Origin of the sequence: Lentzea sp. NPDC006480, assembly GCF_040611995.1 — a bacterium.
Classification (GTDB): Bacteria; Actinomycetota; Actinomycetes; order Mycobacteriales; family Pseudonocardiaceae; genus Lentzea.
In genome coordinates, this window is record NZ_JBEXPJ010000082.1 from 1 (window position 1) to 19935 (window position 19935).

The window sequence follows — 19935 nt, forward strand, 5'->3', positions numbered from 1 at the left end:
GACGGTGCGAGGTCCTGACGACTGCGTGACTGCTCGCCCGTCAACGGTCTGACGCGACGACGAAACCGCTTTACGAAGAAGAACATCGTCTCGACAGTTGCTGTGCACCTACACCCTGAACCGGCCGGGGATCCGGTGCTGCTGGGTCATCAGGGACGTCGCTCTGAGCGTCGTCGGCAGCCACGCTGGTGAGTCTGCCGGTGATGCTCGTGGGGATGCCGAATATGTCGGCGAGTTCGCGGTAGATCGGTGGCGGAACGGCGTCAAGGTTGCCGACGAGGGCCACGACCGAGGCGGGCGCGGCGGTGTCGTCGTGGTCGAGTGCCATTGTGCACTCCTCCTTCTCGAGAACCTCTGTCCAGGGATGTCGTGGGTGACTGTGTGGTGCGGCCAGGCCCAGCGCCTGACGTTGCCGGCGTGGTCGAATCCGGCGTTCGCAGCGTGGGCAGTGTCCTATCAGGGCGCGCCGGTGCAGGCAGAAGTCAGCGCGGGCTTAAGGAGCGCAAGGCGTTGAGGGCGGTGTGGATCACGTCCTCATTCGCCGATCGTGGCGTACTTCAGGATGACCGGCGCGCCCAAGTGAATCGGGCCCGTTGGTCCAACATCAGGAACGCGGTGTCGAGCAAGCGGAGCAGGTCGGTCTTCGCATGGACCCGCCGGTGACGCGGGCCATGGAGGTAAGACTGGCACGGGTGGTGAGGACGGAGTGTCGTATACAAACCTCAAATCGGATGCGCGCACAACCGGTCACTGTGCACACCCCATGGTCGTTGCGCTTGCTGTGCCAGCTGATCTGAGGAGCTGATCGCGGTGGCGTGCGGGGACCAGTCCTGCATGAATCCCCGCACACCGTCACGGGAGGGAACTACGTGGCAATGCTAGCGATCACTGCTAGCGGAAGTGGGTCAGCGGGCAGTGGAGGACCCGTTCGTGTTTGTGCTCCGGGGTGGGTGATGCTATTGCCGAGGAAGTGTTCTGCCAGGGTGACCGGGTTGAACACGCTAACCCGTGGTGAGCTGGCGAACAGCAGGCCGAACGGCTGCTGTTCAGCGTCGAGGGCGCGGGCGCCGGGTCGCCATCGGCGGTCATGGCGAAGCTGGGGATCTGCTTAGCGAACCGGGCCATCCGGCGACCGAGTAGTGCATGATCACGGTGGCGTTGATCGCGACGATCCGGCAACTGGTGTGGCGGTTGGCCCGCTTGCAGGCATGGATGAGCTGGCCGGCCACCGGAGCAGCGCTGGTGGCGGGGTTCTCCGATCCAGTGGATGCACCGGTCGACATGGTCGAACGGAGCCTCGGCGATCGTGGCGTCCACGACGTTGCCTGACGCTGTGGTGGGGTAGGTGCCGAACTTGATGAGCACGAACCGCTCGAGCCGGGCGATCGCGTCGGTGTAGATGGTGCCGCCGTCGGTCGGTGCGGGTTACAGGATGGGTTCATAGATCGCGGCGTCGTTGCAATTGGCCAGCACATGGTTCTTGGCCAGCACGTAGATCCGCCGCGACGGCGCCGGCATCTGCGCGGTCGGTGCGCCGGCAGACCTCTTCCTCCGTCTCCTCCCGAAGGCCCCGCAGCTGCACCGCAGCACCAGTCTTGGGTTCGGCGAGCAACCCGCGGCGGCGAGTACACGATCAAATCCAGCGAGACACTGCCGGCATCACCCGCCGACCTCGGCATCGATGGAGGCTGGCAGGGCCCTGGTTGCCCGCAACCAGAAGTTCCTCACCAACCACGACCTCATCCACATCGGCCAAAAGATCACCACCAGGCAAACGGCCCGCGGCCACCGGGCCGGAGGTGAAGGCAGTTCGGCACCCGCCGAATGTTCTGGTAGTGCGCCGTTGATGTGTCCGCTGTGGACAAACTGCACAGGACGCCGCACCAAGACGAGTGGGTGGTAGGCGCTTCCCGGGGACGCGGATGTCACGGATCAGCTTCCCCGAACTTGGCCCGCCAGTCACCCCCGTACCGACCGACGAAAATGTCATGGCGGATCTGGATGCCGTGCGGAGTGGCCGTCCCCGCTACGTGCAGCTGGTCGCCGCTGGCCTGGGCGCGAGCCTCGATGGCAGCTGGTAAAAGTGGAACACCGAGGCCGCCGCCTACGTGCCGGCGACCACGTCATCGAACTCTGCTGGTAAGAAGGGCCGTGCCTCGCTGTGGAGTGGTCAGCGATAGTGAGCGCTCCGGTACCAGCTAACAGCCAGCTCCTGTGGGCTCCCAGGTTGGTCGAATCGGGAGACGTTCTGGTGCCGAGGTGTGCCGTGGCCGCCAAAGGCGGCCCGGTCGCAGGCCTCAGGACCTTGGTGAGGACGCCCCAGTCGTTGCGACGTCATCTTCTGCGCTGAGCAAAGGTAGGCGCTGGCCGTCCACGTGTAAACGCGGTCCCGCAGGACTTGCAGGTGAGACGCTGCTCGGATTCCCGAACGTGGTCGATGTCGCGCCTAGAACCAATTCCCCCCTGGGCCGCGACACCGGCTCCCAAATGCGTGCGGATGGAACATGAAGCCGGACAAGCAAATGCTCGGCAAGGACGACCTCGTCCAGGCCCACATCGTGCAGTGCCCACCGATGTCGTCGATCGGCGGTGTCGTTGATAGCGGGGCTGAGTGGCACTACAACCGTCCTATCGCGGTTACGGAGGATTTCATTGCCAAGCTCGTTCCGAGCGCGTGATCATCGTTGGCGTCACATTTGACCGGTCCGGATATTTCAAGAATCGTGGCCGGTCAGGGCACAGTCAGCCCTCACCATATGGCAAGAGGGCGGTCTCGAGGTGGCGACGGCTGGATGAACGGGAGCGAGACACATCGGCGGGCAAGGGTGCCGAACGCCGTTTCCAGGTTCAAGCGCGCGAGTGTCACCCCCGCACACCGGCTGGAGCCGTGCCCGAATCCGATGTTGCGGTTTGGCCGCCTGGTAATATCGAACACCAGCGGATCCGGGAAAACGCGTGGATCACAGTGTGCTGACGTAATGTCCAGCAAGACAAGATCGCCGGCACTGATCAAAACATCGTGCAGTTCAAGATCGGTGCGCGCGTAGCGGATCGAAGGATCGTATATTCCGTTGGAAAAGCGCATAATCTCGTCTACTGCGCTCGACACGAGCGATGGATCTCGAACCAACATGGCATACTGCTCGGGATAGGCCTGAAGCAGGCCAACACCAGTGCCGATCCGGACTATCGTCGAGCCGTTGGCGGACATGAGCAGCACCAGCGTCGTATACAGCACCTGGCCCTCGTCCAGCAGACCAGGACCGTCCTGTGCCCGTACCAGCTCACTCAGCACATCATCGCCTGGATCGGCCCTCTTAGCAGCGAGGAGTTCCACTGCGAACTTGGTCAGGCCGTTCACGTCACCATTCGCCTGCCGCGCGAACGAGCTCACGTTCGCACAGGTAAGCACCTCGGTCGATTCCAAAAAACGCAGTATTTCGTCGTTTGGAATCGTGAATCCTGGCGGAAGTCCCAGGTGCCGGGCTGTCACCCTTTCAAGCAGAGGGACAGCATAGGTCGAATAGCAGTCAACGGGAATCGGTCCGACCATGATCGCGTCGAGCAATTCGTTCGCGGTCGCCTCGGCAAACGGCCGCACCGCTGCGGCGTGACCTGGAGAGAATGGCGCGGTTATCACTTTCCGGATAACGTCGTGCTCGGCGATCTCGGTTTCGAACTTCATGCTCGGTCCGCCACCCAAGGATGCATACAACCGCGGCGCTTTACCTGGATCTGGGTGGGATCTACCCAGGCGCCGGTCGGCCAACAGGAATTTGACGTCCTCGAAGCGGCTCACCAGCCAGGCTTCGTCGCCAGTCGACGTCATCACCCTCGCCACCGGATGCTTGTCTTGCAACCGCCAATAGCGCTCCACCATCGTCAGGCTACCCAGGCTCTCGTCGAATGGCAGAACAAAAAGTTCGTTCGTGGTGGACACGATCCGATCACCTCGCCAAGTGGATGGTTCGAATCGGTCGGACCGATGCACATGAACCACCATCATAGATACTTGTGGATGCCACCTCTCGGTGAGTTCGCCTTAGTTCGCGCTCCCTCTCATTAGCGCCAGCTGCCGCGGTGGTCAGGGCAGTGCTGTTCGAGCTGCACTTGTCATCACGTCTTGTCAAAATCGCTATCCAGCGTTCCACGACTAGGCATCTTCCTGCGCAATCGTTTTTGTGCCCCACCAAATCGATGCTAAGGTTAGCGTCGACAGTATGACGAGTCCAGGGCCGATGGAGTGCAGGTTCAGGTCACCTCGGAACGTCGCTCGGGCGGCGTCCATCATGTATGTTACTGGATTCAACCGTGACAAAGAGTAGAGCCATTTCGGCGCAAGCACTTCGGTAATCGGTACCAATGTGCCGGACAGCAGAAGCAGGGGCAGCATCACGGCGTTGATGAGAGCAGACACGGAGCGCTCGTTCTTCAGCCGCAGTGCAACAGAATATGAGCAGGTCGCCACGAAAACCGCAAAAAGTGAAACGACCGCAAAGCAAGAGATCACCCCCACGAGCGGGGGTCGCAAATCGAAGAAAACTACGCAAGATGCGACGACCATGCTCGCCATGGCCGTAACGTTGAGCGCGGTCGCAAGGATTCTTCCCATCAACTGTGCAGATGGCCGGCATGGGGTCACCTTGAAACGCTCTACAACACCCGCCCTATAGTCGGCAAGCAAACCAATTCCAACGAAGGAACCAGCAGTGATCGCGACCTGCATCATCATTGCAGGGGTAAAGATCATCCACATGCTTCCGGGAGGAAACCCTGGAGTATGGCTGACGAACTGCTTCATAAGCGGACCGAAAAGAAATATGTACAACAGCGGTTGCGAGACGTCAATTGCAACCCACACGCGATTTCGATAACGCAGTCGGATCTCTCGCTGGAACATTAGCCACGTGTCAAGCAACATTGGAGACACCCCCGGTCAGGAGTTCCAGCTCGTGCTCGGACGAATCCCGTAGGGTTCGGCCGGTGAGCGAGAAGAATACGTCGTCAAGGCTCGGTCGGGTAATTTCAATGGCGGATGCCTCGACCTGGCATGAATCCAGTGCTCTGATCAGGTGGGGTAGCATAGAAGCCGCGCCCGGTACCCGAAAAGTGATCTGCTCGCGCTTTGCTGAAGGTTCTCGAACACCTCCTAGCCTCTCACACGCATGCCCGGCCTCAAGAAGATCTTCCTCTGCTACCGTGAGCGTGATTCGATCAAAGGATACCGCGGATTTCAGTTCGTCGGGCGTACCAACCGCGACCACGGTTCCCCGGTCCAACACGAAGATTCGATCTGCCAGGAAATCCGCCTCATCCAGATAGTGAGTGCTGAGAACGATCGAAGCACCATTTTCCTCCTTCAGCCTCAAAACGTGCTTCCACAGGTTGGCTCGGCTTTGCGGATCCAGGCCGACCGTCGGCTCATCCAGAAACATCATTCGGGGCGCATGGATCAACCCCAGTGCCAGGTCAAGCCGTCGGCACTGTCCGCCGGACAGTGATTTGATCGGCCGCTGCTCCATGCCGGCAAGGTCAAACTCATCCAAAAGACTGATCGCGCGGCCGCGCGCCACCGCCTTGGTCAATCCGTACAGGCGGCCTTGCAGTACCAGCTCCTCCAAGGCTCTGTTATCCGGTGCGACGCCACTGCTCTGCGCAACGTATCCGATACGAGCCCGTACTCCGGTCGGATCTGCCAGAAGGTCGCATCCTGCAACAGTCGCCTCACCGGAAGTGGGATGTAGTAGCGTGGTGAGCATCCGCATCGTCGTCGTTTTGCCCGCGCCGTTCGGGCCAAGAACGCCCACGATCTCCCCCTCGGCCACGTCGAGGTCCAGCGATGTGACCGCTGGCACCTGATCGGCACCCTGTCGAAATACCTTGGTAATTCCTCGCGCCCAGATGGCCGAATCCGTTTTCATCACCACTCCACAAGAAGGGTATCCAGGCCGAAGACCGCCGAATGGTGACGGAAATGCTCCTCGCGCACCGGAGCCGCCAGCCTCAAGGACGGATATCGTCGAGCGAGAGCAGGGAATGCGAGCCGCATCTCCATCCGGGCCAGTGAAGCTCCCAGACAGTAGTGAATGCCGAAACCGAAAGCGAGATGTGCCCGGTTTCCCCGAGCCGGGTCAAACGAATCCAGTCCCTCTCCGAGTGCGGCGAGGTCTCGGTTCCCGGAGGGCAAGGAGCACAGCAGACGCTCGCCTGCTCGTAACTGCTGTCCGGCGAGCACCACATCGCGGTGTGCCACTCTCGGGGTACCGGTCTGCACGACCGACAGATATCGCAACAGCTCTTCGACAATGCCGTCGATGTTCGTGGTATCGTTCAACGTCTGCCAGAGAGTTGGCGCGCCCAGCAACAGCAAGGTTCCGAGGCCCAACATGTGCGCGGTCGTCTCGTATCCACCGAGCAACAGGATGTCGGCCGCCCCAACCAATTCGGCATCTGTAATTTCGCCACCGAACTCACGCACGAGGTCGCCTATCATCCCATCTCGCGGTGCAATACGCGCATCAGCCACCAACTGTTCCATGAACTGCCGGGACTCCTGCACCGCTGCGGCGCGCACTGACGGAGGCAATGTATTGTCAAAGCGATCGCGACTGCGCCGCTGGAACTCTGCCCGCTGAACGTAGGGAACGCCGAGCAGTTCGCAGATGACCAACGATGGCACCGGCAAGGCGAACTGCTGAACGAAGTCGACTGGGGCCGAAGCGCGTGCCATGCCGTCGAGACAGTCATCAATGACCCGGGCCACCAACGGCCTGAGCATCTTCATACGCCCCACACCGAACGCAGGGGCGAGTATTCGACGCAGCCTGGCGTGCGCAGGCGGGTCGTACACGGTGATGTCTCCATGTAGTTCCAGCGAGCCCGTAGGCCGGGCCGGCGGCATCTGTCCGCCGTTTGCCGGGTCCGACCACCCTGCTCCGTTGCTGCCGAATGTCTCAGGATCACCGAGCACGTCGCGGATCAGGTCGTGGGTGGTCACCAGCCACACCTTGACACCGTTGGGAAGCGCGATCCTGCACAGTGGTGCCTGTTGACGTAGTTCAGCGAGCCCGGGATCGAGGTCGAATCCAACGCGTCGCATGTGTACCGGCACCGCACTCGGATGGCTCATGGGCGCTCCTCACACTCGGCAGGGTGGTCATGAGTAGACGCGGACCTGCAGCATTGGCATTCCACCCAGTTCATGCGGCTCATAGCAGATGTTTGCCACGGGCGTCCTGATGGCCGCCCGGCACAGGATGTCCTCAATCTCACGCTGCTGGTCAGCTTCGAGGTATCCCCAGAACACGCTGTGCCACACAACTGTGTAGACGTCAGGCGAGCAAGAATCCCGTAGCTTGTCCTCAAGCCAGCGGACCGCGTCTGCCTGATCCACGGCCACGCCGTGCACCGCGGCCAACTCGATCGCGTCGTCGAGCTCCATCTGCTCAATGCTCAGCTCGTGTGGGACGAACGATCGCAAGATTGCCGCATCGCGAGGGTTGCCAGGATTCAGAGGATGCAGGTCGCACCCGGCTCGCTCCACGATGGACACACGCCCTGGCGACGGCCCATAACCGGCCAGCCGGACCTTGGACTCACCATCGCCCCACTCCCATTGTGGAGCGATCCACCGATAGCGATCCGGTATCAGGTTCAGTCCCGCACAAGCGCCAAGCTCGAGCAATCTCACCTCAGGCGCAGCGAGCATGCCCAGACCACGCAGGAGTGGTGCTGCTCGGTCAGGCTGGTGTTGCTGCACCGGGCGATCAAGCGCGGACGCGATTTCCACCGAGTTATCTTGAATAGTGGATCGAAAGAGTTGCCAGGTCCGATCAATCCATTGATGATCCTCAAGATGGTCGAGCATTCCGTCCAAATGAGCTGCCAAGTCTGGCGACTGACCGGTGATAACGAGGTATCGCACGCCAGCCAACAGTCGGACGGCGAACAATGGAACGTTAACGTCTCGGTGTCCAGAGATCAAGTCGACTATAGGGCCTCCGCCGCCCTCGATCTCGTCGACAAGCCGATTCAGCATTGCAGACGACATCGGCGTTTGTCCGACCATGCCGGAAGCCAGTTGTCGAAGCATTCGCAGGTTGACGTCGGTGATCATTCCAGTCCTTCCCGCGTCGTATCGATGTGACTGAAGACATCAGCCGATCGGACCTGCTCAAGCGATGTCTGGATCAACCATCGAACAATGTCGCGATGCTCCGATGGATGCACGAGCTGATCAAGTAACATGTACAGCTGCCCGGCAATGCTCTCCACGCGACGAAGGTATGTTTTGAGCAATGCCGGCGGAATCATGGACAACCGCAACAGATTGGATGAGCCAGCGCCGCCGACGATCCCGGCTTCGACCGCATGAGCGTAAAAAAGGGTTCTAACTCCGTTGGACATATCCGCGTCATCGATGACTACACCCTCTGCGTGGTCGTTCGACAGCTGACGCAAAACTCCGAACAATCGACCGAAAGCCCGCCATCCGCGCACACGCTCTTTGTCTTGCCCAGCCAGATGGGCGGCCATCACGGCGTCACGTTCGTACGGAGCGCCAGTCTTACCCACATAGCTGCGCATTGTTCGTGCCCAGGAAGCGTGACCGCCCATATCGAGATCATCGATCTGCCCACTTGCGCATGCCAGCGATGTCGCAACGAACTCCGCGGCCAAGACGGTCGCAACAGCTGGGGCGACTGCCGCCTCAGCGATCACGATATGTGGAACCAGGGTGGTGCATGTCACAGCCGCGATCATTGCCTGCCCATGCCCCAGCCCCGTGAGGGCGGAATCGAACTCGCCATCCATGATGTCATCCAGGGTTTCGGCCCCTGTCCACCAAATTCGAGATATCACAGCCAGCGGCAGCGCAGGCGAAGGGTCACCAGTCATGGCCGCATGCAATGCCAAAGGAAACAATCGATAGCGGGTCGATCCGCTACCATCGGTCTGCAGTAGCCGCTGCACCGCCGTGAAGAGTGGCGGCGAATTGACACACGCATTCTCCACGGCCAAATCGATGCCGCGCTCCACGGCCGGCATGAGCGAATCTAGCCGTTCAAACGATTCCGTGATATCCCTGGTTTTCATGCGAGTCCAGTCATCTCAGAGCCGAGGCCTGCCAAGTCTGACGCCAACATATAGAATCAAGTTGACACGATCGAGCTAGTCGCCAGAACTGTCACATGCGACATCGCAGCGATGCGCTCGGAGCAACCCAACCAATTACCGATTCATCAATCGGACGTGAAGGTCGGGTTGCTCAGTAAGACCGCCTCGGGCAACCCGACCTGACAAGCAACCCGACCTGACAAGCAACCAGCTACGACTAGCAGTAACTGGTACCGCCACCGCCGCCGTTATCATTGGTGATGACAATTTCCGTGATGCCCTCAGGGCTGAGGACCGCGTCCTGCCACGAACCATCCAGAACGTCTTCGATCTGTTCGATAACCTGTGCGGTCATATCGATCTCCATTTCATCATCCCACCACGTTATTCCGCCCATGCAGGTAGCGTCGGAGGGGACTTAGCGGGCAAGAGATGCCGACTACACGAACGACGCCAGCAGTTCGGGTTTGAGGATTGCTCCTCCTGCATGCGACCTCGTGTGCATGTGTGCGACGCCTCGCTGCCTCACGAACGAAAGTCTATGTCTCGTGACCAACAACACCACAGGGCTGCACGAAGGGGCATTAATTCTTTCCCGCATGGACATGGCTTGCGCAGGACTGCCGCACAGGGCATCTCGGTACTCGCGTTCGGCGCCAGACTCATGTCATACGTCCGCACGGTAACGATTCGCTTACGCGGCGCAACCGGAAGTTGGTGACGTTCTGGCGTGATCTCAACAAAATTCAGGCCGGGTCAGAGGAATCCTCGCTTGGTGAGATCACCTCATTGGCGGCCAACCTTCTGCAGCGCGCACAACACGAGATCTCGCATGCCTAGACGCACCGGTGCGCCCCTGCACAGGATTCCAGAACCGCACGGCAATCGTCTGCGGGCACGCGTCTGTTGACCGGCTGTCGAAGGCTGTGCCGAGGCACGCACTGTTCCGCGCCCGGCTTGATGGAGATCAGCAAGCCCGGATGACGAGGACCGTGGCCTCAACCGCGAAGGAACCCAGCCGAGCTGCGTGAGCGGGCGACACGGATCGTCGTGGAGGTCCGGCGGGAACCGGGGCCGCAACCAGGACGATCAAGCGGCTCTACCCCAGAGGCTCTACGAGACCGGGTCAAGCGCGCAGATATCGGCGCCGGTGACCGGTGAGCCACCACAATCGGCGACGCGGACTGGATCGCGCAGCTTGAGCGGGAGAACAGAGAACTGCGCAGTGCCAACGCGATCCTGAATCCGCGCAGGTGACCACTGGTCCCTACCGGACGCTCGGCTTTTGGAGATCTCCACCGGAGGCAGAGAGCCAGATGATCGCCGACCGAGCCTTCAACATGAGCCGGCATGGACACCGACCACGTCTTCTTCCTTAGGAGTGCGAAGACGAGGCAGTTCCGACCGTCTTGAGTTGGCGGTTGGTGGGCACCTCACGCCCCACGGGATGACCTTCTTGACCGACTTGCCCGCACGGGTTCTCGTCATCCACCACCGAGTTCATGACTGCGGACAGGTTCATGAACAGCGGTGCTGGTGCGGGGTCGGACAGGCCGGCCTTGGGGAGCCGGTGTCTCAGGACCTCAGTGCGGACGCGTTGATCTCGTCGAGGGGCTCATCGCCGAGGTGCGGGAAGATGTACTTCTTGAACCTCATCTCCGCCTGCTCGGGCGACGCCCTGTCGAGGTCAAGATCAGCGAGATAGTTCGTCGCGTGCGACTTGAGGAGGGCATCGTTTTGGGCTTCTCCCACACCTTAGGGTCTTCCTAGACGTCGAGCGTGATCTTTGCTTCGGCCTGGTTGATCCACTCCTGAACGGCCTTGTGTCACCCATCGGCGAAGCTCTGGGACATTCCTCGTTGTCCGGACCGATCACCTGTGCCAGGAGCGCTTGCCGACCCCACAGCGCGGCTTGGGTTCGAGCGTCGTCTTCTTCGGGTTGGTCGGGTCGGGGACGAGGCGGTTCCAACGATCCTCGAACGTACCCACCGGGCCACCAGCGCAGGTTGCGCGGCGAACCAGTCTTTGGCCACCTGTGGGGCCCAGCGGACGTGCTTGCCAAACTGACGACCGACTGAACCGTACTTCTTGTAGCGCCTGCCGTAGACCGTCACGGCCGTCACGCCGAGTTAGGCAGGGACCTGGTCAATGTCCCAAAGCGACTCAGTCATGCTGCGGCCTCCCCTTTGTGCTTGTGAGGCGTTGAGCTCTGACCGTTCGGCGACGGCAGCGGCGAGCTCGCGCTCTGCGTCGTTGTCGCAGCCGGACCTGGCATGCTGCCAGCCGTTGACGACGATCACGGTGTCCGGATCGAGTTCGAGGCGGTCGAACATCTCGCGCGTGCCGAAGGCACAGCGTTCCTCGCGGATGGCGCGGAACGTGGTCGAGTGGTACTTGGACCTGCTGAGGAAGTGGCTGCGGAAGCCGAGCGCGTGTGCCCGCTCAACGTGGTCGACGAGTCCGGCGGAGGTGTTCCCAACGCGACGGTGTTCTTGTCGATCGCGTCGGGGTGGTGACGTCCGTCGACGAGGCCTTCGCGACCTACCTGACCGGCGGGCGTTATTACGTGGGGCGCACGGACACGCCGGTCGAGCGGGCCATCGAGATGATCGCCGAGGCCGGCGGCGTGACGGTGCTGGCGCATCCGTTCGCTCGCTCGCGCGGGCCGATCGTGACCGCGGACGTCGTGCGCGAGCTGGCCGCGGCCGGCCTGGGCGGGGTCGAGGTCGACCACCCGGACCACGACGCCCCCACTCGGACGTCGTTGCGTTCGCTGGCCGACGAGCTGGGGTTGCTCGTCACCGGGTCGAGTGACTACCACGGCACGAACAAGACAGTGCGGCTCGGCGCGGAGACGACGTCGCCGGAGATGCTGGATGCTCTGGCATCGAGGGCGACCGGCGGCAAGATCCTCGTGGGATAGGTGGCTCCATGTTCAACGTGCGGCTGTTCATCGAGGCTTCGATCACGCTGCTCGTGATCATGGACCCGCCCGGCACGGTGCCCGTGTTCCTCGGGCTGGTCGGGCGCAAGTCGCGGGACGCGCGGAAGTCGGCGGCGCGGCAGGGCGTGCTGGTGTCGTTCCTGGTGATCACGCTGTTCGCCGTCGCGGGCAACTCGATCCTGGCGTACATGCACATCGGCATCCCGGCGCTGCAGGGCGCGGGCGGGTTGCTGCTGTTGCTGATCGCACTGGACCTGCTGACGGGCAAGGGCGCCACGAACCACCCCGAGGTCGAGGACGTCAACATCGCGATGGTGCCGCTCGGCACGCCGTTGCTGGCCGGGCCGGGTGCCATCGCCGCGACGATCGTGTTCGTGCGGCAGGCCGGTGGGGACGTCGGCTCCTACTTCGCGCTGGCCGCGGCGATCGTGGCCGTGCACCTGATCCTGCTGGGGACGTTGCGGTCCGCCGGGTTGCTGATCAAGGTGTTCAAGGAGAGCGGGATCCTGCTGATGGCCAAGATCGCCGGTCTGCTGCTGGCCGCGATCGCCGTGCAGCTGGTCGCGTCCTCGGTGCAGGGCTTCATCTCCGGTTCTTAACGCTCGATGTGCGCCTTGTCGCCGTCGATGATGATCGGGCGCTCGATGACGCTCGGGTTCGCGACCATGTGCGCGATCCACTTGGCGCGGTCGTGTTCCAGGAGCTTGGGGTACGCGGGTTCCTTGGTGCGCGCGATCTCCCACGGCTGTTTGCCCAGCAGCGTGAGGACGTGGTCGAGCTCCTCGGCGGTCGGGGCGTCGTCGAGGTAGCGGCGTTCGGTGTACTCGACGCCCTCGTCGTCGAGCCGTTGCTTGGCGGCGCGGCTCTTCGAGCAGCGCGGGTTGTGCCAGATCTCCATGCCGTTCATTTTCTGTCAGGGGTGTTGAGTAGCTTTGTCTGGGTGGAACAACTCGGCTTCGACTTCGGCACCGCGGCACCCCGCCGGCTCGTGCGCGTGACGCCCGCGAAGCTCGGAACGTGGACGGACTGCCCGCGCCGCTTCCGGATGACGTACCTCGACCGGCCGTCGCCGCCGCGTGGTGGTGCCTGGGCGCACAACACGCTGGGCGCGGTGGTGCACAACGCTCTCAAGGCCCTGTTCGACCTGCCCGCTGATCGCCGGACGCCGGACCAGGCGGTGGCGCTGGTGAACCGGCAGTGGAAGTCCGAGGGTTTCCGCGACGTCGACCAGGCCGCCGAGTACCGGGCCCGGGCGGGCGGCTGGGTGCACGACTACGTGTCGTCGCTGGACGTCTCGTTCGAGCCGCTCGGGGTGGAGCGGTGGGTGTCGTCGCCGACCGAGCGGATCGTGGCCGAGGGGCGGGTCGACCGGATCGACTACCGCGACGGCGAGCTGGTGATCGTCGACTACAAGACCGGGCGGCACGTGCTGACCTCGGACGACGCGCGCGGCTCGCAGGCGTTGGCGCTGTACGCGCTGGCGGCGAGGCGGACGTTGCGCAAGCCGTGCCACCGGGTGGAGCTGCACCACCTGCCGTCCGGTTCGGTGGCGGTGTGGGAGCACACGGAGGAGTCGCTGGCCCGGCACGTGCGGCGGGCGGAGGAGGCCGCCGACGAGATCGACCTGGCCACGGAGACGTTGAAGGCAGGCGGCGATCAGGAGATCTTGTTCCCGCCGGTCACCGGGCGGCAGTGTCAGTGGTGCGACTTCCGCAGGAGCTGTCCGGAGGGACAGGCGGCGGCTCCGGCGATCGAACCGTGGTCGCTGCTGGCGCCGTGAGCCTCGGTAGGGTGGCTGGAGTGGACGTCGAAGCAGCAAAGCGGCCGTCGCGGACCTTCGGAATCCTGCGCGCCGTGAGCGGTGTGCTCGCGGTGGGCATCGTGCTGCTCGCGCTGGGGAACATCGGCGTCCAGTTCTACGCGAACTCCCGTGATCTGCCCGGTCCCGGCACTCTCTCGGTGACCGCGCACGTCGTGGCGGCGTTGCTGGTCGTCGCGGGGCAGATCGTGGCCGACCGGTACGCGGACTGGAAGGCGCCGGTCGCGTCGCTGGCGGTGCTGATCGTCACCGGGGCGACGCTGTGGACGTTCTGGTGGGCCTGAGCCTTCAGGCGGTCGCCGCGTCGGTGCGGATCAGGCCTTTGCTCAGCGCCGTCATCAACGCCTGCGCGCGGTTCGAGGCGCCGAGCTTTTCGTAGAGGCGCGAGACGTAGGTCTTGGCGGTCGACGGTGACACGTACAGGGTGCGGGCGATCGCCGGGATCGAGACCCCGTCGCGCAGCAGCATCAGCACCTCGCGCTCGCGCGGCGAGAGAGCCAGCCGGGCGGCCGTGGCGTGGCGGCGCGCCATCGCGTTGGCCAAGCCCGCCGCGGTGAACGACGAGGCCGCGACGGAAGCGTGCCGGATCGCGCAGAGGATCTCCTCGACCGGGGCGCTCTTGCCCACGAACGCCGAGGCGCCGGTCTCCAGCGCGCGGAACAGCACGTCGTCCTCGCCGTGTGCGGTCAGGACCACGATGCCGAGCGACGGGTAGCGGTCGCGCAGGTCGCGGGCCAGGTGGAGACCGTCTCCGTCAGGCAGGTCCACGGCCAGCGTCACGACGTCCGGACTGAGCGAAGCGATGAAAGCGACGGCCTCGGCGCCTGTGCTCGCCTCCGCGACCACCTCCAGATCGGGGTGCGCGGCGGCGAGCGTCGTCAGGCCGAACCTGGTGAGCGTGTGTCCGTCGACGACGACGACTTCGATCGCCATGAGCTGCCCCCTCTCTGTTGAAGGTTCAACCCGCATGTCGTTCCGGATGTCTCACTTGGTTACACCGAAGGGCCTAATAGAGCATTTGGTCCCAGCCGGCCAGGGACCGTCAGAGGTGCATGAGGACCTTGGCGATGCTGATCGCGCCCGGGCCGATGATGACCACGAACATCGCCGGGAACAGGCACACGATCAGCGGGAACAGGATTTTGACCGGCACCTTCTGGGCCTGCTCCTCGGCGCGCTGACGCCGGCGCACGCGCATCTCGCGAGCCTGTTCGCGCAGCACGGAGGCGATCGGGACGCCCAGTTCACCCGCTTGGGCGAGGGCCGAGACGAACGCGCGCAGCTCGGCCACGGTCGTGCGCAGGGTCAACGCCCGCAGCGCCTCGTTGCGCGACTTGCCGATCTGCATCTCCTGCAGCACGCGGGCGCACTCCTGGGCCAGCGGGCCGTTCGTGTTGCGGGCGACCTGGGCCAACGCCGCGTCGAAGCCAAGACCTGCCTCCACACACACGGTCAGCATGTCCAGCGCGTCCGGCAGCGCACGCCGGATCTTCTCCTGACGTTTCTGGCCCGCGTTGAGCAGCAGCAGGTCGGGCAGGAAGAACCCGAACACGGCACCGACGGCGAGACCGAGCAGCAACCAGCCCACCGAGCGGAACCCGATCAGCCCGCCCAGCAGGGCACCGAGCAGCAGGCCCACGCCCTTGTAGGCGAGGATCCGGTCCGGGGTCCAGGTCGGCGGGTTGCCGGCCAGGTCGAGGCGGTACTGCAGCCGCATCGCCACCCCGGTGGGCGAGAGCCGCAGCCCGAGCGACCGCAGCCAGCTGGGCGACCCGACCTCGTGCGGCGCGGAGACGACCGCCGCCGAGTAGCTCGACTCGATCAGGGCCAGTGAACCGGCGGCCGTGGCGGGCGGGCGGAGCGTCAGCGCCACCGCGCCCAACGCGACCGCGAGCAGCAGGCAGCCGAGGCCGATGAACAGCGCCATGTCACACCTCCACGCGCACGAGCTTGCGCATCCAGAGCGAGCCGAGAACGAGGAGCACGAACCCCAGCGCGAGCATCACGAGACCCACCAGCGACGTGTAGAGGGGCCGCATGTACTCCGGGCGGAACCAGAACAGGAAGGCCGCCAGGAAGAGCGGCAGACCGACCAGGATGTAGGCCGACAGGCGACCCTCCGCGGACAGCGCGCGCACGTGCCGCCGGGTCTGGGAGCGGTCGCGCATGGTGCCGACCGTGTTCAGCAGCACCTCGGCGAGGTTGCCGCCGACCTGGCGCTGAATGCGCACCGCCATGACGACCCACGCCAGGTCCGCGCTCCGCATCCGGAACGCCACGCGCTCCAGGGCGTCCTCCAGCTCGGCACCGATCCGGGTGGCGGCCAGCGCACGGGAGAACTCGCCCGCGGTCGGCTGGGTGTCGTCCCGCACCACCGCGTCGACCGACTGGGCCAGCGAGAACCCCGAGCGCAGGGAGCTCGCGACGAGCTGCAGCACATCCGGGAGCTGGTCGGCGAACGCGGCCCGGCGTTTGGCCGTGCGCATCCTCATGTACAGCGCCGTCAGCAGCCATCCGCAGAGCGCGCCCAACGGCACGCCGATCCACCAGGTCGTCAAGAGGCTCAGCAACGCGGCGAGCGCGACCGAGACGCAGACGCGGAGCAACGTCCACTCGGCCGGGCTCGCCTTCATCCCGGCGAGGTCCAGCCGGTCCGCGGTGCGGGCCGTGCCGTCGGCGGTCATCACCCGAGCGGTCCACACCACGGCGGTCTGGGCGGCCTGACTTTCCTCCTGCGCAACGGGTTCGCGGTGACCGTAGTGGTCGAGGTGCTGGGCCAGCTTCCGTCCTGCGGCGGTCCGGCGTGGCGTCAGCACCAGGAACACGATCAGGAACACCACCAGGAACGTCCCGGCGATCAGCACTCCGGCCAGCCAGTTCTGCCCAGGAGTCTCCACCGGCGGAGCGACGGCCACAGGTGCGGGAGCCGCAACGGAGACAGGAGCGGGAGCAGGCGTGACCACGGAGGAGGGTACGGACAGCGCGGCGAAGGCAGCGGCCAGCGCGGCGGCGTCGGAAGCGGTCAGCAACCGTCCGCCGGCGGCGGAAGCGATGCGGCGCAAGGCGTCGTCGCTGTACTGGAACCCGATCACGTCGGTGGGCACCCCGGCGGAGGCGACGGCCGAGACGGCAGCGTCCACAGTGGATCGGGAAACCGTGTCCTCACCGTCGGACACGATCACCATCCGCCGCTCGGAGAACCCCTGCAACGCCGACAACCCGACCGGAACCGCGTCGAACAACGACGTGTCACCCTTGGCCTGCAAGCGGTCCAGCGCACCGGCCACCGCACCGCGATCGGCCGTGGGCGCCAGCACCAGCGACGGCTGCGACGAGAACGCCACCAACCCGACCTGCACGTCCGCTGGCAACGAACCCACGTACGTGGCGATCGCCTGGCGCGCGACGACGATCCGGTCCGGTGCCATCGAGCCGCTGGTGTCGAGCAGCACCATCACCCCGCGAGATGGTGCCGCGGCGACCGCGAAAGCGCTGAACACGAACGTCAGCAGCGCACCGAGCACGAGCCCGGCGAGAACCCGCTTCATCGCACACCACCCTGGAACAGGTGCGCGGGAACGTCGATCCCGCGGTCCCGCAGCCGTTCCAGGAAGTGCGGCCGCAACCCGGTCGACTGCAACGACCCGCGGTAGAACCCGCGCTCGTCGACCCCCGCGTGGAAGTCGAACTGGTAGATGTCCTGCAGCGTCACGACCTCACCCTCCATCCCGATGACCTCGGTGATGTGGGTGATCCGCCGGGTGCCGTCCTTCAACCGCGACTGGTGCACGATCAGGTCGATCGCGGACGCCATCTGCTCGCGGATCGCCCGCGCCGGCAGGTCCACGCCCGCCATCAGCACCATGGTCTCCAGGCGGGCCAACGAGTCGCGCGGGGAGTTCGAGTGCACGGTGGTGATCGAGCCGTCGTGGCCGGTGTTCATGGCCTGCAACATGTCCAAAGCGGCACCGTCGCGAACCTCGCCGACGATGATCCGGTCGGGCCGCATGCGCAGGGCGTTGCGCACGAGGTCCCGCACCGCGACCTCACCGCGCGCCTCCACGTTCGGCGGCCTGGCTTCCAGCCGCAGCACGTGGTCCTGGCGCAGCTGGAGCTCGGCGGCGTCCTCGATGGTGACGATCCGCTCGTCGGCCGGCACGAACGACGACAGCACGTTCAACGACGTCGTCTTGCCGGAGCCGGTGCCGCCGCCGATCAGGATGTTCATCCGCCCGTGCACGCAGCACTGCAACAGGTACGCGGTCGCGGGCGTCAGCGTGCCGAAGCCCACCAGGTCGTCGACCGTGAACGGGTCGGCCGCGAACTTCCGGATCGTCAGCACCGAACCGTCCAGCGCGATCGGCGGCACCACGGCGTTGACACGGCTGCCATCGGGCAGACGCGCGTCGACCATCGGCGAGGCCTCGTCGACGCGCCGGCCGACCTTCGCGACGATCTTGTCGATCGTGCGGCGCAGGTGCGACTCGTCCGCGAACGCCACCGGAACGGGCTCCAACCGGCCCGCACGCTCGACGTAGACCTGGTCGAACCCGTTGACCATGATCTCGGAGATGCCCGGGTCGCGCAGGTACGGCTCCAGCGGCCCGTGCCCGAGGATCTCGTCCAGCACCTCCAGCGCGATCCGCGCGCGGTCGGCGTTGGTCAGCGGTGTCTCGTCGCGTTCCAGCACCGCCTGCAACGTCTGGCGCACCCTGGTTTCGAGCTCGCGCTGGTCGAGGTGCGCGTCGTAGAGCTTGGGGCCCAGCACTTCCAGCAGTCCGGCGTGGACACTGCGCTTGACCTCCGCGAACGGGTCGGCGGTGCGGACGTGCCTGCGCACCTGAGGTGCCGGTGAGCCGGATTCCCGTTGCGCGGCAATGCGGTTGGCCAGGCTCATCGGAACCACCTCTTCGACTTGGCGGCGACGACCGCGGGTTCGGCGAGCACGTGCTCACGGGCGAACCGCGCGATGGCCTCGCTCACCGGGTGCTTCGGCTGGTCGAGGACGATCGGGTTGCCCTTGTTGACCGAGATCGGCACGTCGCGACTGGACGGCACGTGCGCGCGGATGTCGCTGCGCACCACGCGGTCGATGTCGTCCATCGTCAGGCCGACCTTGGCGTCCGAGCGGTTCAGCACGACCGAACGGATGTCGTGCGCGTAGGACAGCAGGTCGAGCATGTCCAGCGTCACCCGCAGGTTCTTCAGCGCGGGCACGTCCGGCGTGGTCAGCAGGACGTGGTGGTGCGAGGCGTCCATCGCGGCCAGCACGTGCTCGCTGAACGCGGACGGCGTGTCCACCACCACGAAGTCGAACATCGTCGGCAGCACTTCGAGCAGTTCGGTGACCAGGCCGGCCGGAACCCGTTCCGCGTCACCGGGTTCGACCGGGGCGAGCAACGCGCTGAGGCCCGGCCTGCAGTTCGTGAGCAGCGATGAGGCGCCGGCGGCGTCGACGTGGCCGAGCATCCCGAGCCCGTGCACGATCGTGCGGACCGGCTCGGCCCGCAGGCAGATCCCGACGTCGCCGAACGCGAGGTCGAGGTCCACCAGGCAGACCGACCGCTCGCCACCGGCCGCGAGCACCGCGGCCAGGTTCACCGCGAGCGTCGTCTTGCCGCAGCCGCCCTTCGCCGCGAACACGGTGATCACCTGACCCTGCCGGTGTTCCGTGAAGCGAGGCTGCGGCACGCCGCTGACCTGCGCCGACAACGCCCGCGACCGGGCACAGGCATCGACCAGCGAGGCGAGGTCGTCCCGCGCGACGACCTCGCGGACGCCGGACCGCAGCGCCTTGGTCAGCACCACGACGTCGACGACGTCACGCAGCAGCACCACGCCGACCGACGGCCGGTCGAACCGCAGCACCTCCGTGAACGTCAGGGCCTCGTCCAGGCTGATCGCGGAGCCCACGACCACGAGCGACTCGAAGGGGTCCGCGCTGAGCAGTCGCGAGGCCTCGCCCAGTGTCTCTACGACGCGGACCTCGCCGCCGAGCGCGGGGGAGAGCTGTCCGGCAAGGGATACCGGTTCGCACAGGATCGTCATGGCACGC

The 19935-nt window shown here is 64.8% G+C and carries 21 protein-coding genes and 1 pseudogene; 6 read left to right on the plus strand and 16 right to left on the minus strand.

Features of this window, described 5'->3' with window-relative positions; translation table 11 throughout:
• Nucleotides 1-70 precede the first annotated feature (70 nt).
• Nucleotides 71-328, minus strand: coding sequence for a hypothetical protein (locus ABZX92_RS27700; RefSeq protein ID WP_355565321.1), 258 nt, complete (start codon nucleotides 326-328; stop codon nucleotides 71-73).
• 815 nt (nucleotides 329-1143) lie between these two features.
• On the opposite strand from ABZX92_RS27700, the gene ABZX92_RS27705 reads away from it, so the two are divergent.
• The gene (locus ABZX92_RS27705) at nucleotides 1144-1329 is read left to right on the plus strand and encodes a hypothetical protein (RefSeq protein WP_355565324.1); all 186 of its coding nucleotides are present in this window, start codon (nucleotides 1144-1146) and stop codon (nucleotides 1327-1329) included.
• Between the two features lie 1175 nt (nucleotides 1330-2504).
• Nucleotides 2505-2678, plus strand: coding sequence for a hypothetical protein (locus ABZX92_RS27710; protein ID WP_355565327.1), 174 nt, complete (start codon nucleotides 2505-2507; stop codon nucleotides 2676-2678).
• A gap of 71 nt (nucleotides 2679-2749) precedes the next feature.
• Here the strand turns inward: ABZX92_RS27710 and ABZX92_RS27715 are convergent, their stop codons facing one another.
• The 9 genes and pseudogenes from ABZX92_RS27715 to ABZX92_RS27755 all read right to left on the minus strand — a co-directional run.
• Nucleotides 2750-3940: a cytochrome P450 gene (locus ABZX92_RS27715; RefSeq protein ID WP_355565330.1), complete on the minus strand. Its 1191-nt coding sequence runs from the start codon at nucleotides 3938-3940 to the stop codon at nucleotides 2750-2752.
• A 213-nt stretch (nucleotides 3941-4153) separates the two neighbouring features.
• Nucleotides 4154-4921 carry an ABC transporter permease gene (locus ABZX92_RS27720; RefSeq protein ID WP_355565333.1) on the minus strand — a complete coding sequence of 256 codons (768 nt, stop codon included), beginning with the start codon at nucleotides 4919-4921 and terminating at the stop codon, nucleotides 4154-4156.
• On the minus strand, nucleotides 4911-5921 hold the full coding sequence (locus tag ABZX92_RS27725) for an ATP-binding cassette domain-containing protein (RefSeq protein ID WP_355565335.1): 1011 nt from the start codon (nucleotides 5919-5921) through the stop codon (nucleotides 4911-4913). Before ABZX92_RS27725 ends, ABZX92_RS27720 begins: the two co-directional genes overlap by 11 nt.
• Nucleotides 5921-7129, minus strand: coding sequence for a cytochrome P450 (locus tag ABZX92_RS27730; protein ID WP_355565338.1), 1209 nt, complete (start codon nucleotides 7127-7129; stop codon nucleotides 5921-5923). Before ABZX92_RS27730 ends, ABZX92_RS27725 begins: the two co-directional genes overlap by 1 nt.
• Before the next feature lie 27 nt (nucleotides 7130-7156).
• On the minus strand, nucleotides 7157-8116 hold the full coding sequence (locus ABZX92_RS27735) for a DUF2332 domain-containing protein (protein WP_355565341.1): 960 nt from the start codon (nucleotides 8114-8116) through the stop codon (nucleotides 7157-7159).
• Nucleotides 8113-9096 (minus strand): hypothetical protein, encoded by a 984-nt coding sequence (locus ABZX92_RS27740; RefSeq protein WP_355565344.1) that lies wholly within the window; start codon nucleotides 9094-9096, stop codon nucleotides 8113-8115. Before ABZX92_RS27740 ends, ABZX92_RS27735 begins: the two co-directional genes overlap by 4 nt.
• A 238-nt stretch (nucleotides 9097-9334) precedes the next feature.
• Nucleotides 9335-9484 (minus strand): hypothetical protein, encoded by a 150-nt coding sequence (locus tag ABZX92_RS27745; RefSeq protein WP_355565347.1) that lies wholly within the window; start codon nucleotides 9482-9484, stop codon nucleotides 9335-9337.
• Nucleotides 9485-10692: 1208 nt separating this feature from the next.
• The gene (locus ABZX92_RS27750) at nucleotides 10693-10869 is read right to left on the minus strand and encodes a hypothetical protein (RefSeq protein WP_355565349.1); all 177 of its coding nucleotides are present in this window, start codon (nucleotides 10867-10869) and stop codon (nucleotides 10693-10695) included.
• Between the two features lie 377 nt (nucleotides 10870-11246).
• Nucleotides 11247-11579: pseudogene (locus ABZX92_RS27755) on the minus strand (replication initiator); the annotation flags it as partial.
• 50 nt (nucleotides 11580-11629) lie between these two features.
• Between ABZX92_RS27755 and ABZX92_RS27760 the strand changes: the two are divergent.
• Both ABZX92_RS27760 and ABZX92_RS27765 read left to right on the plus strand, forming a co-directional pair.
• Nucleotides 11630-12040: a hypothetical protein gene (locus ABZX92_RS27760; protein WP_355565352.1), complete on the plus strand. Its 411-nt coding sequence runs from the start codon at nucleotides 11630-11632 to the stop codon at nucleotides 12038-12040.
• An 8-nt stretch (nucleotides 12041-12048) separates the two neighbouring features.
• Nucleotides 12049-12660 carry a MarC family protein gene (locus ABZX92_RS27765; protein ID WP_355565355.1) on the plus strand — a complete coding sequence of 204 codons (612 nt, stop codon included), beginning with the start codon at nucleotides 12049-12051 and terminating at the stop codon, nucleotides 12658-12660.
• On the opposite strand, the gene ABZX92_RS27770 is transcribed toward ABZX92_RS27765, so the two are convergent.
• On the minus strand, nucleotides 12657-12959 hold the full coding sequence (locus ABZX92_RS27770; RefSeq protein ID WP_355565358.1) for an ArsC/Spx/MgsR family protein: 303 nt from the start codon (nucleotides 12957-12959) through the stop codon (nucleotides 12657-12659). The genes ABZX92_RS27765 and ABZX92_RS27770 overlap by 4 nt on opposite strands.
• Before the next feature lie 42 nt (nucleotides 12960-13001).
• Between ABZX92_RS27770 and ABZX92_RS27775 the strand changes: the two genes are divergently transcribed.
• Together ABZX92_RS27775 and ABZX92_RS27780 are read left to right on the plus strand one after the other, a co-directional pair.
• Complete coding sequence (locus tag ABZX92_RS27775) at nucleotides 13002-13841, plus strand: PD-(D/E)XK nuclease family protein (RefSeq protein ID WP_355565361.1); 840 nt, start codon at nucleotides 13002-13004, stop codon at nucleotides 13839-13841.
• A gap of 20 nt (nucleotides 13842-13861) precedes the next feature.
• Complete coding sequence (locus ABZX92_RS27780) at nucleotides 13862-14164, plus strand: hypothetical protein (RefSeq protein ID WP_045314775.1); 303 nt, start codon at nucleotides 13862-13864, stop codon at nucleotides 14162-14164.
• Between the two features lie 4 nt (nucleotides 14165-14168).
• Here ABZX92_RS27780 and ABZX92_RS27785 read toward each other — a convergent pair whose 3' ends face one another.
• The 5 genes from ABZX92_RS27785 to ABZX92_RS27805 all read right to left on the minus strand — a co-directional run bounded on the left by ABZX92_RS27785 (nucleotide 14169) and on the right by ABZX92_RS27805 (nucleotide 19928).
• Nucleotides 14169-14813: a response regulator transcription factor gene (locus ABZX92_RS27785; RefSeq protein ID WP_355565364.1), complete on the minus strand. Its 645-nt coding sequence runs from the start codon at nucleotides 14811-14813 to the stop codon at nucleotides 14169-14171.
• A 109-nt stretch (nucleotides 14814-14922) separates the two neighbouring features.
• Entirely contained in the window at nucleotides 14923-15807 is an 885-nt protein-coding gene (locus tag ABZX92_RS27790) for a type II secretion system F family protein (protein WP_355565367.1), read from the minus strand.
• A 1-nt stretch (nucleotide 15808) separates the two neighbouring features.
• Complete coding sequence (locus ABZX92_RS27795; protein ID WP_355565370.1) at nucleotides 15809-17428, minus strand: VWA domain-containing protein; 1620 nt, start codon at nucleotides 17426-17428, stop codon at nucleotides 15809-15811.
• Entirely contained in the window at nucleotides 17425-18777 is a 1353-nt protein-coding gene (locus ABZX92_RS27800; protein ID WP_355565373.1) for a CpaF family protein, read from the minus strand. Before ABZX92_RS27800 ends, ABZX92_RS27795 begins: the two co-directional genes overlap by 4 nt.
• Nucleotides 18774-19928, minus strand: a complete 1155-nt coding sequence (locus tag ABZX92_RS27805) for an AAA family ATPase (RefSeq protein WP_355565376.1) — start codon at nucleotides 19926-19928, stop codon at nucleotides 18774-18776. Before ABZX92_RS27805 ends, ABZX92_RS27800 begins: the two co-directional genes overlap by 4 nt.
• Nucleotides 19929-19935 lie beyond the last annotated feature (7 nt).

What these genes read in the sequence shown, in the direction of transcription:
- ABZX92_RS27725 (WP_355565335.1), bottom strand. Translation starts at nt 5,921, where the DNA reads ATGAAAACGGATTCGGCCATCTGGGCGCGAGGAATTACCAAGGTATTT.
- ABZX92_RS27765 (WP_355565355.1), top strand. Translation starts at nt 12,049, where the DNA reads ATGTTCAACGTGCGGCTGTTCATCGAGGCTTCGATCACGCTGCTCGTG.
- ABZX92_RS27795 (WP_355565370.1), bottom strand. Translation starts at nt 17,428, where the DNA reads ATGAAGCGGGTTCTCGCCGGGCTCGTGCTCGGTGCGCTGCTGACGTTC.
- ABZX92_RS27785 (WP_355565364.1), bottom strand. Translation starts at nt 14,813, where the DNA reads ATGGCGATCGAAGTCGTCGTCGTCGACGGACACACGCTCACCAGGTTC.
- ABZX92_RS27740 (WP_355565344.1), bottom strand. Translation starts at nt 9,096, where the DNA reads ATGAAAACCAGGGATATCACGGAATCGTTTGAACGGCTAGATTCGCTC.
- ABZX92_RS27805 (WP_355565376.1), bottom strand. Translation starts at nt 19,928, where the DNA reads ATGACGATCCTGTGCGAACCGGTATCCCTTGCCGGACAGCTCTCCCCC.
- ABZX92_RS27720 (WP_355565333.1), bottom strand. Translation starts at nt 4,921, where the DNA reads ATGTTGCTTGACACGTGGCTAATGTTCCAGCGAGAGATCCGACTGCGT.
- ABZX92_RS27770 (WP_355565358.1), bottom strand. Translation starts at nt 12,959, where the DNA reads ATGGAGATCTGGCACAACCCGCGCTGCTCGAAGAGCCGCGCCGCCAAG.
- ABZX92_RS27730 (WP_355565338.1), bottom strand. Translation starts at nt 7,129, where the DNA reads ATGAGCCATCCGAGTGCGGTGCCGGTACACATGCGACGCGTTGGATTC.
- ABZX92_RS27800 (WP_355565373.1), bottom strand. Translation starts at nt 18,777, where the DNA reads ATGAGCCTGGCCAACCGCATTGCCGCGCAACGGGAATCCGGCTCACCG.
- ABZX92_RS27735 (WP_355565341.1), bottom strand. Translation starts at nt 8,116, where the DNA reads ATGATCACCGACGTCAACCTGCGAATGCTTCGACAACTGGCTTCCGGC.
- ABZX92_RS27745 (WP_355565347.1), bottom strand. Translation starts at nt 9,484, where the DNA reads ATGGAGATCGATATGACCGCACAGGTTATCGAACAGATCGAAGACGTT.
- ABZX92_RS27790 (WP_355565367.1), bottom strand. Translation starts at nt 15,807, where the DNA reads ATGGCGCTGTTCATCGGCCTCGGCTGCCTGCTGCTCGCGGTCGCGTTG.
- ABZX92_RS27710 (WP_355565327.1), top strand. Translation starts at nt 2,505, where the DNA reads ATGAAGCCGGACAAGCAAATGCTCGGCAAGGACGACCTCGTCCAGGCC.
- ABZX92_RS27700 (WP_355565321.1), bottom strand. Translation starts at nt 328, where the DNA reads ATGGCACTCGACCACGACGACACCGCCGCGCCCGCCTCGGTCGTGGCC.
- ABZX92_RS27705 (WP_355565324.1), top strand. Translation starts at nt 1,144, where the DNA reads ATGATCACGGTGGCGTTGATCGCGACGATCCGGCAACTGGTGTGGCGG.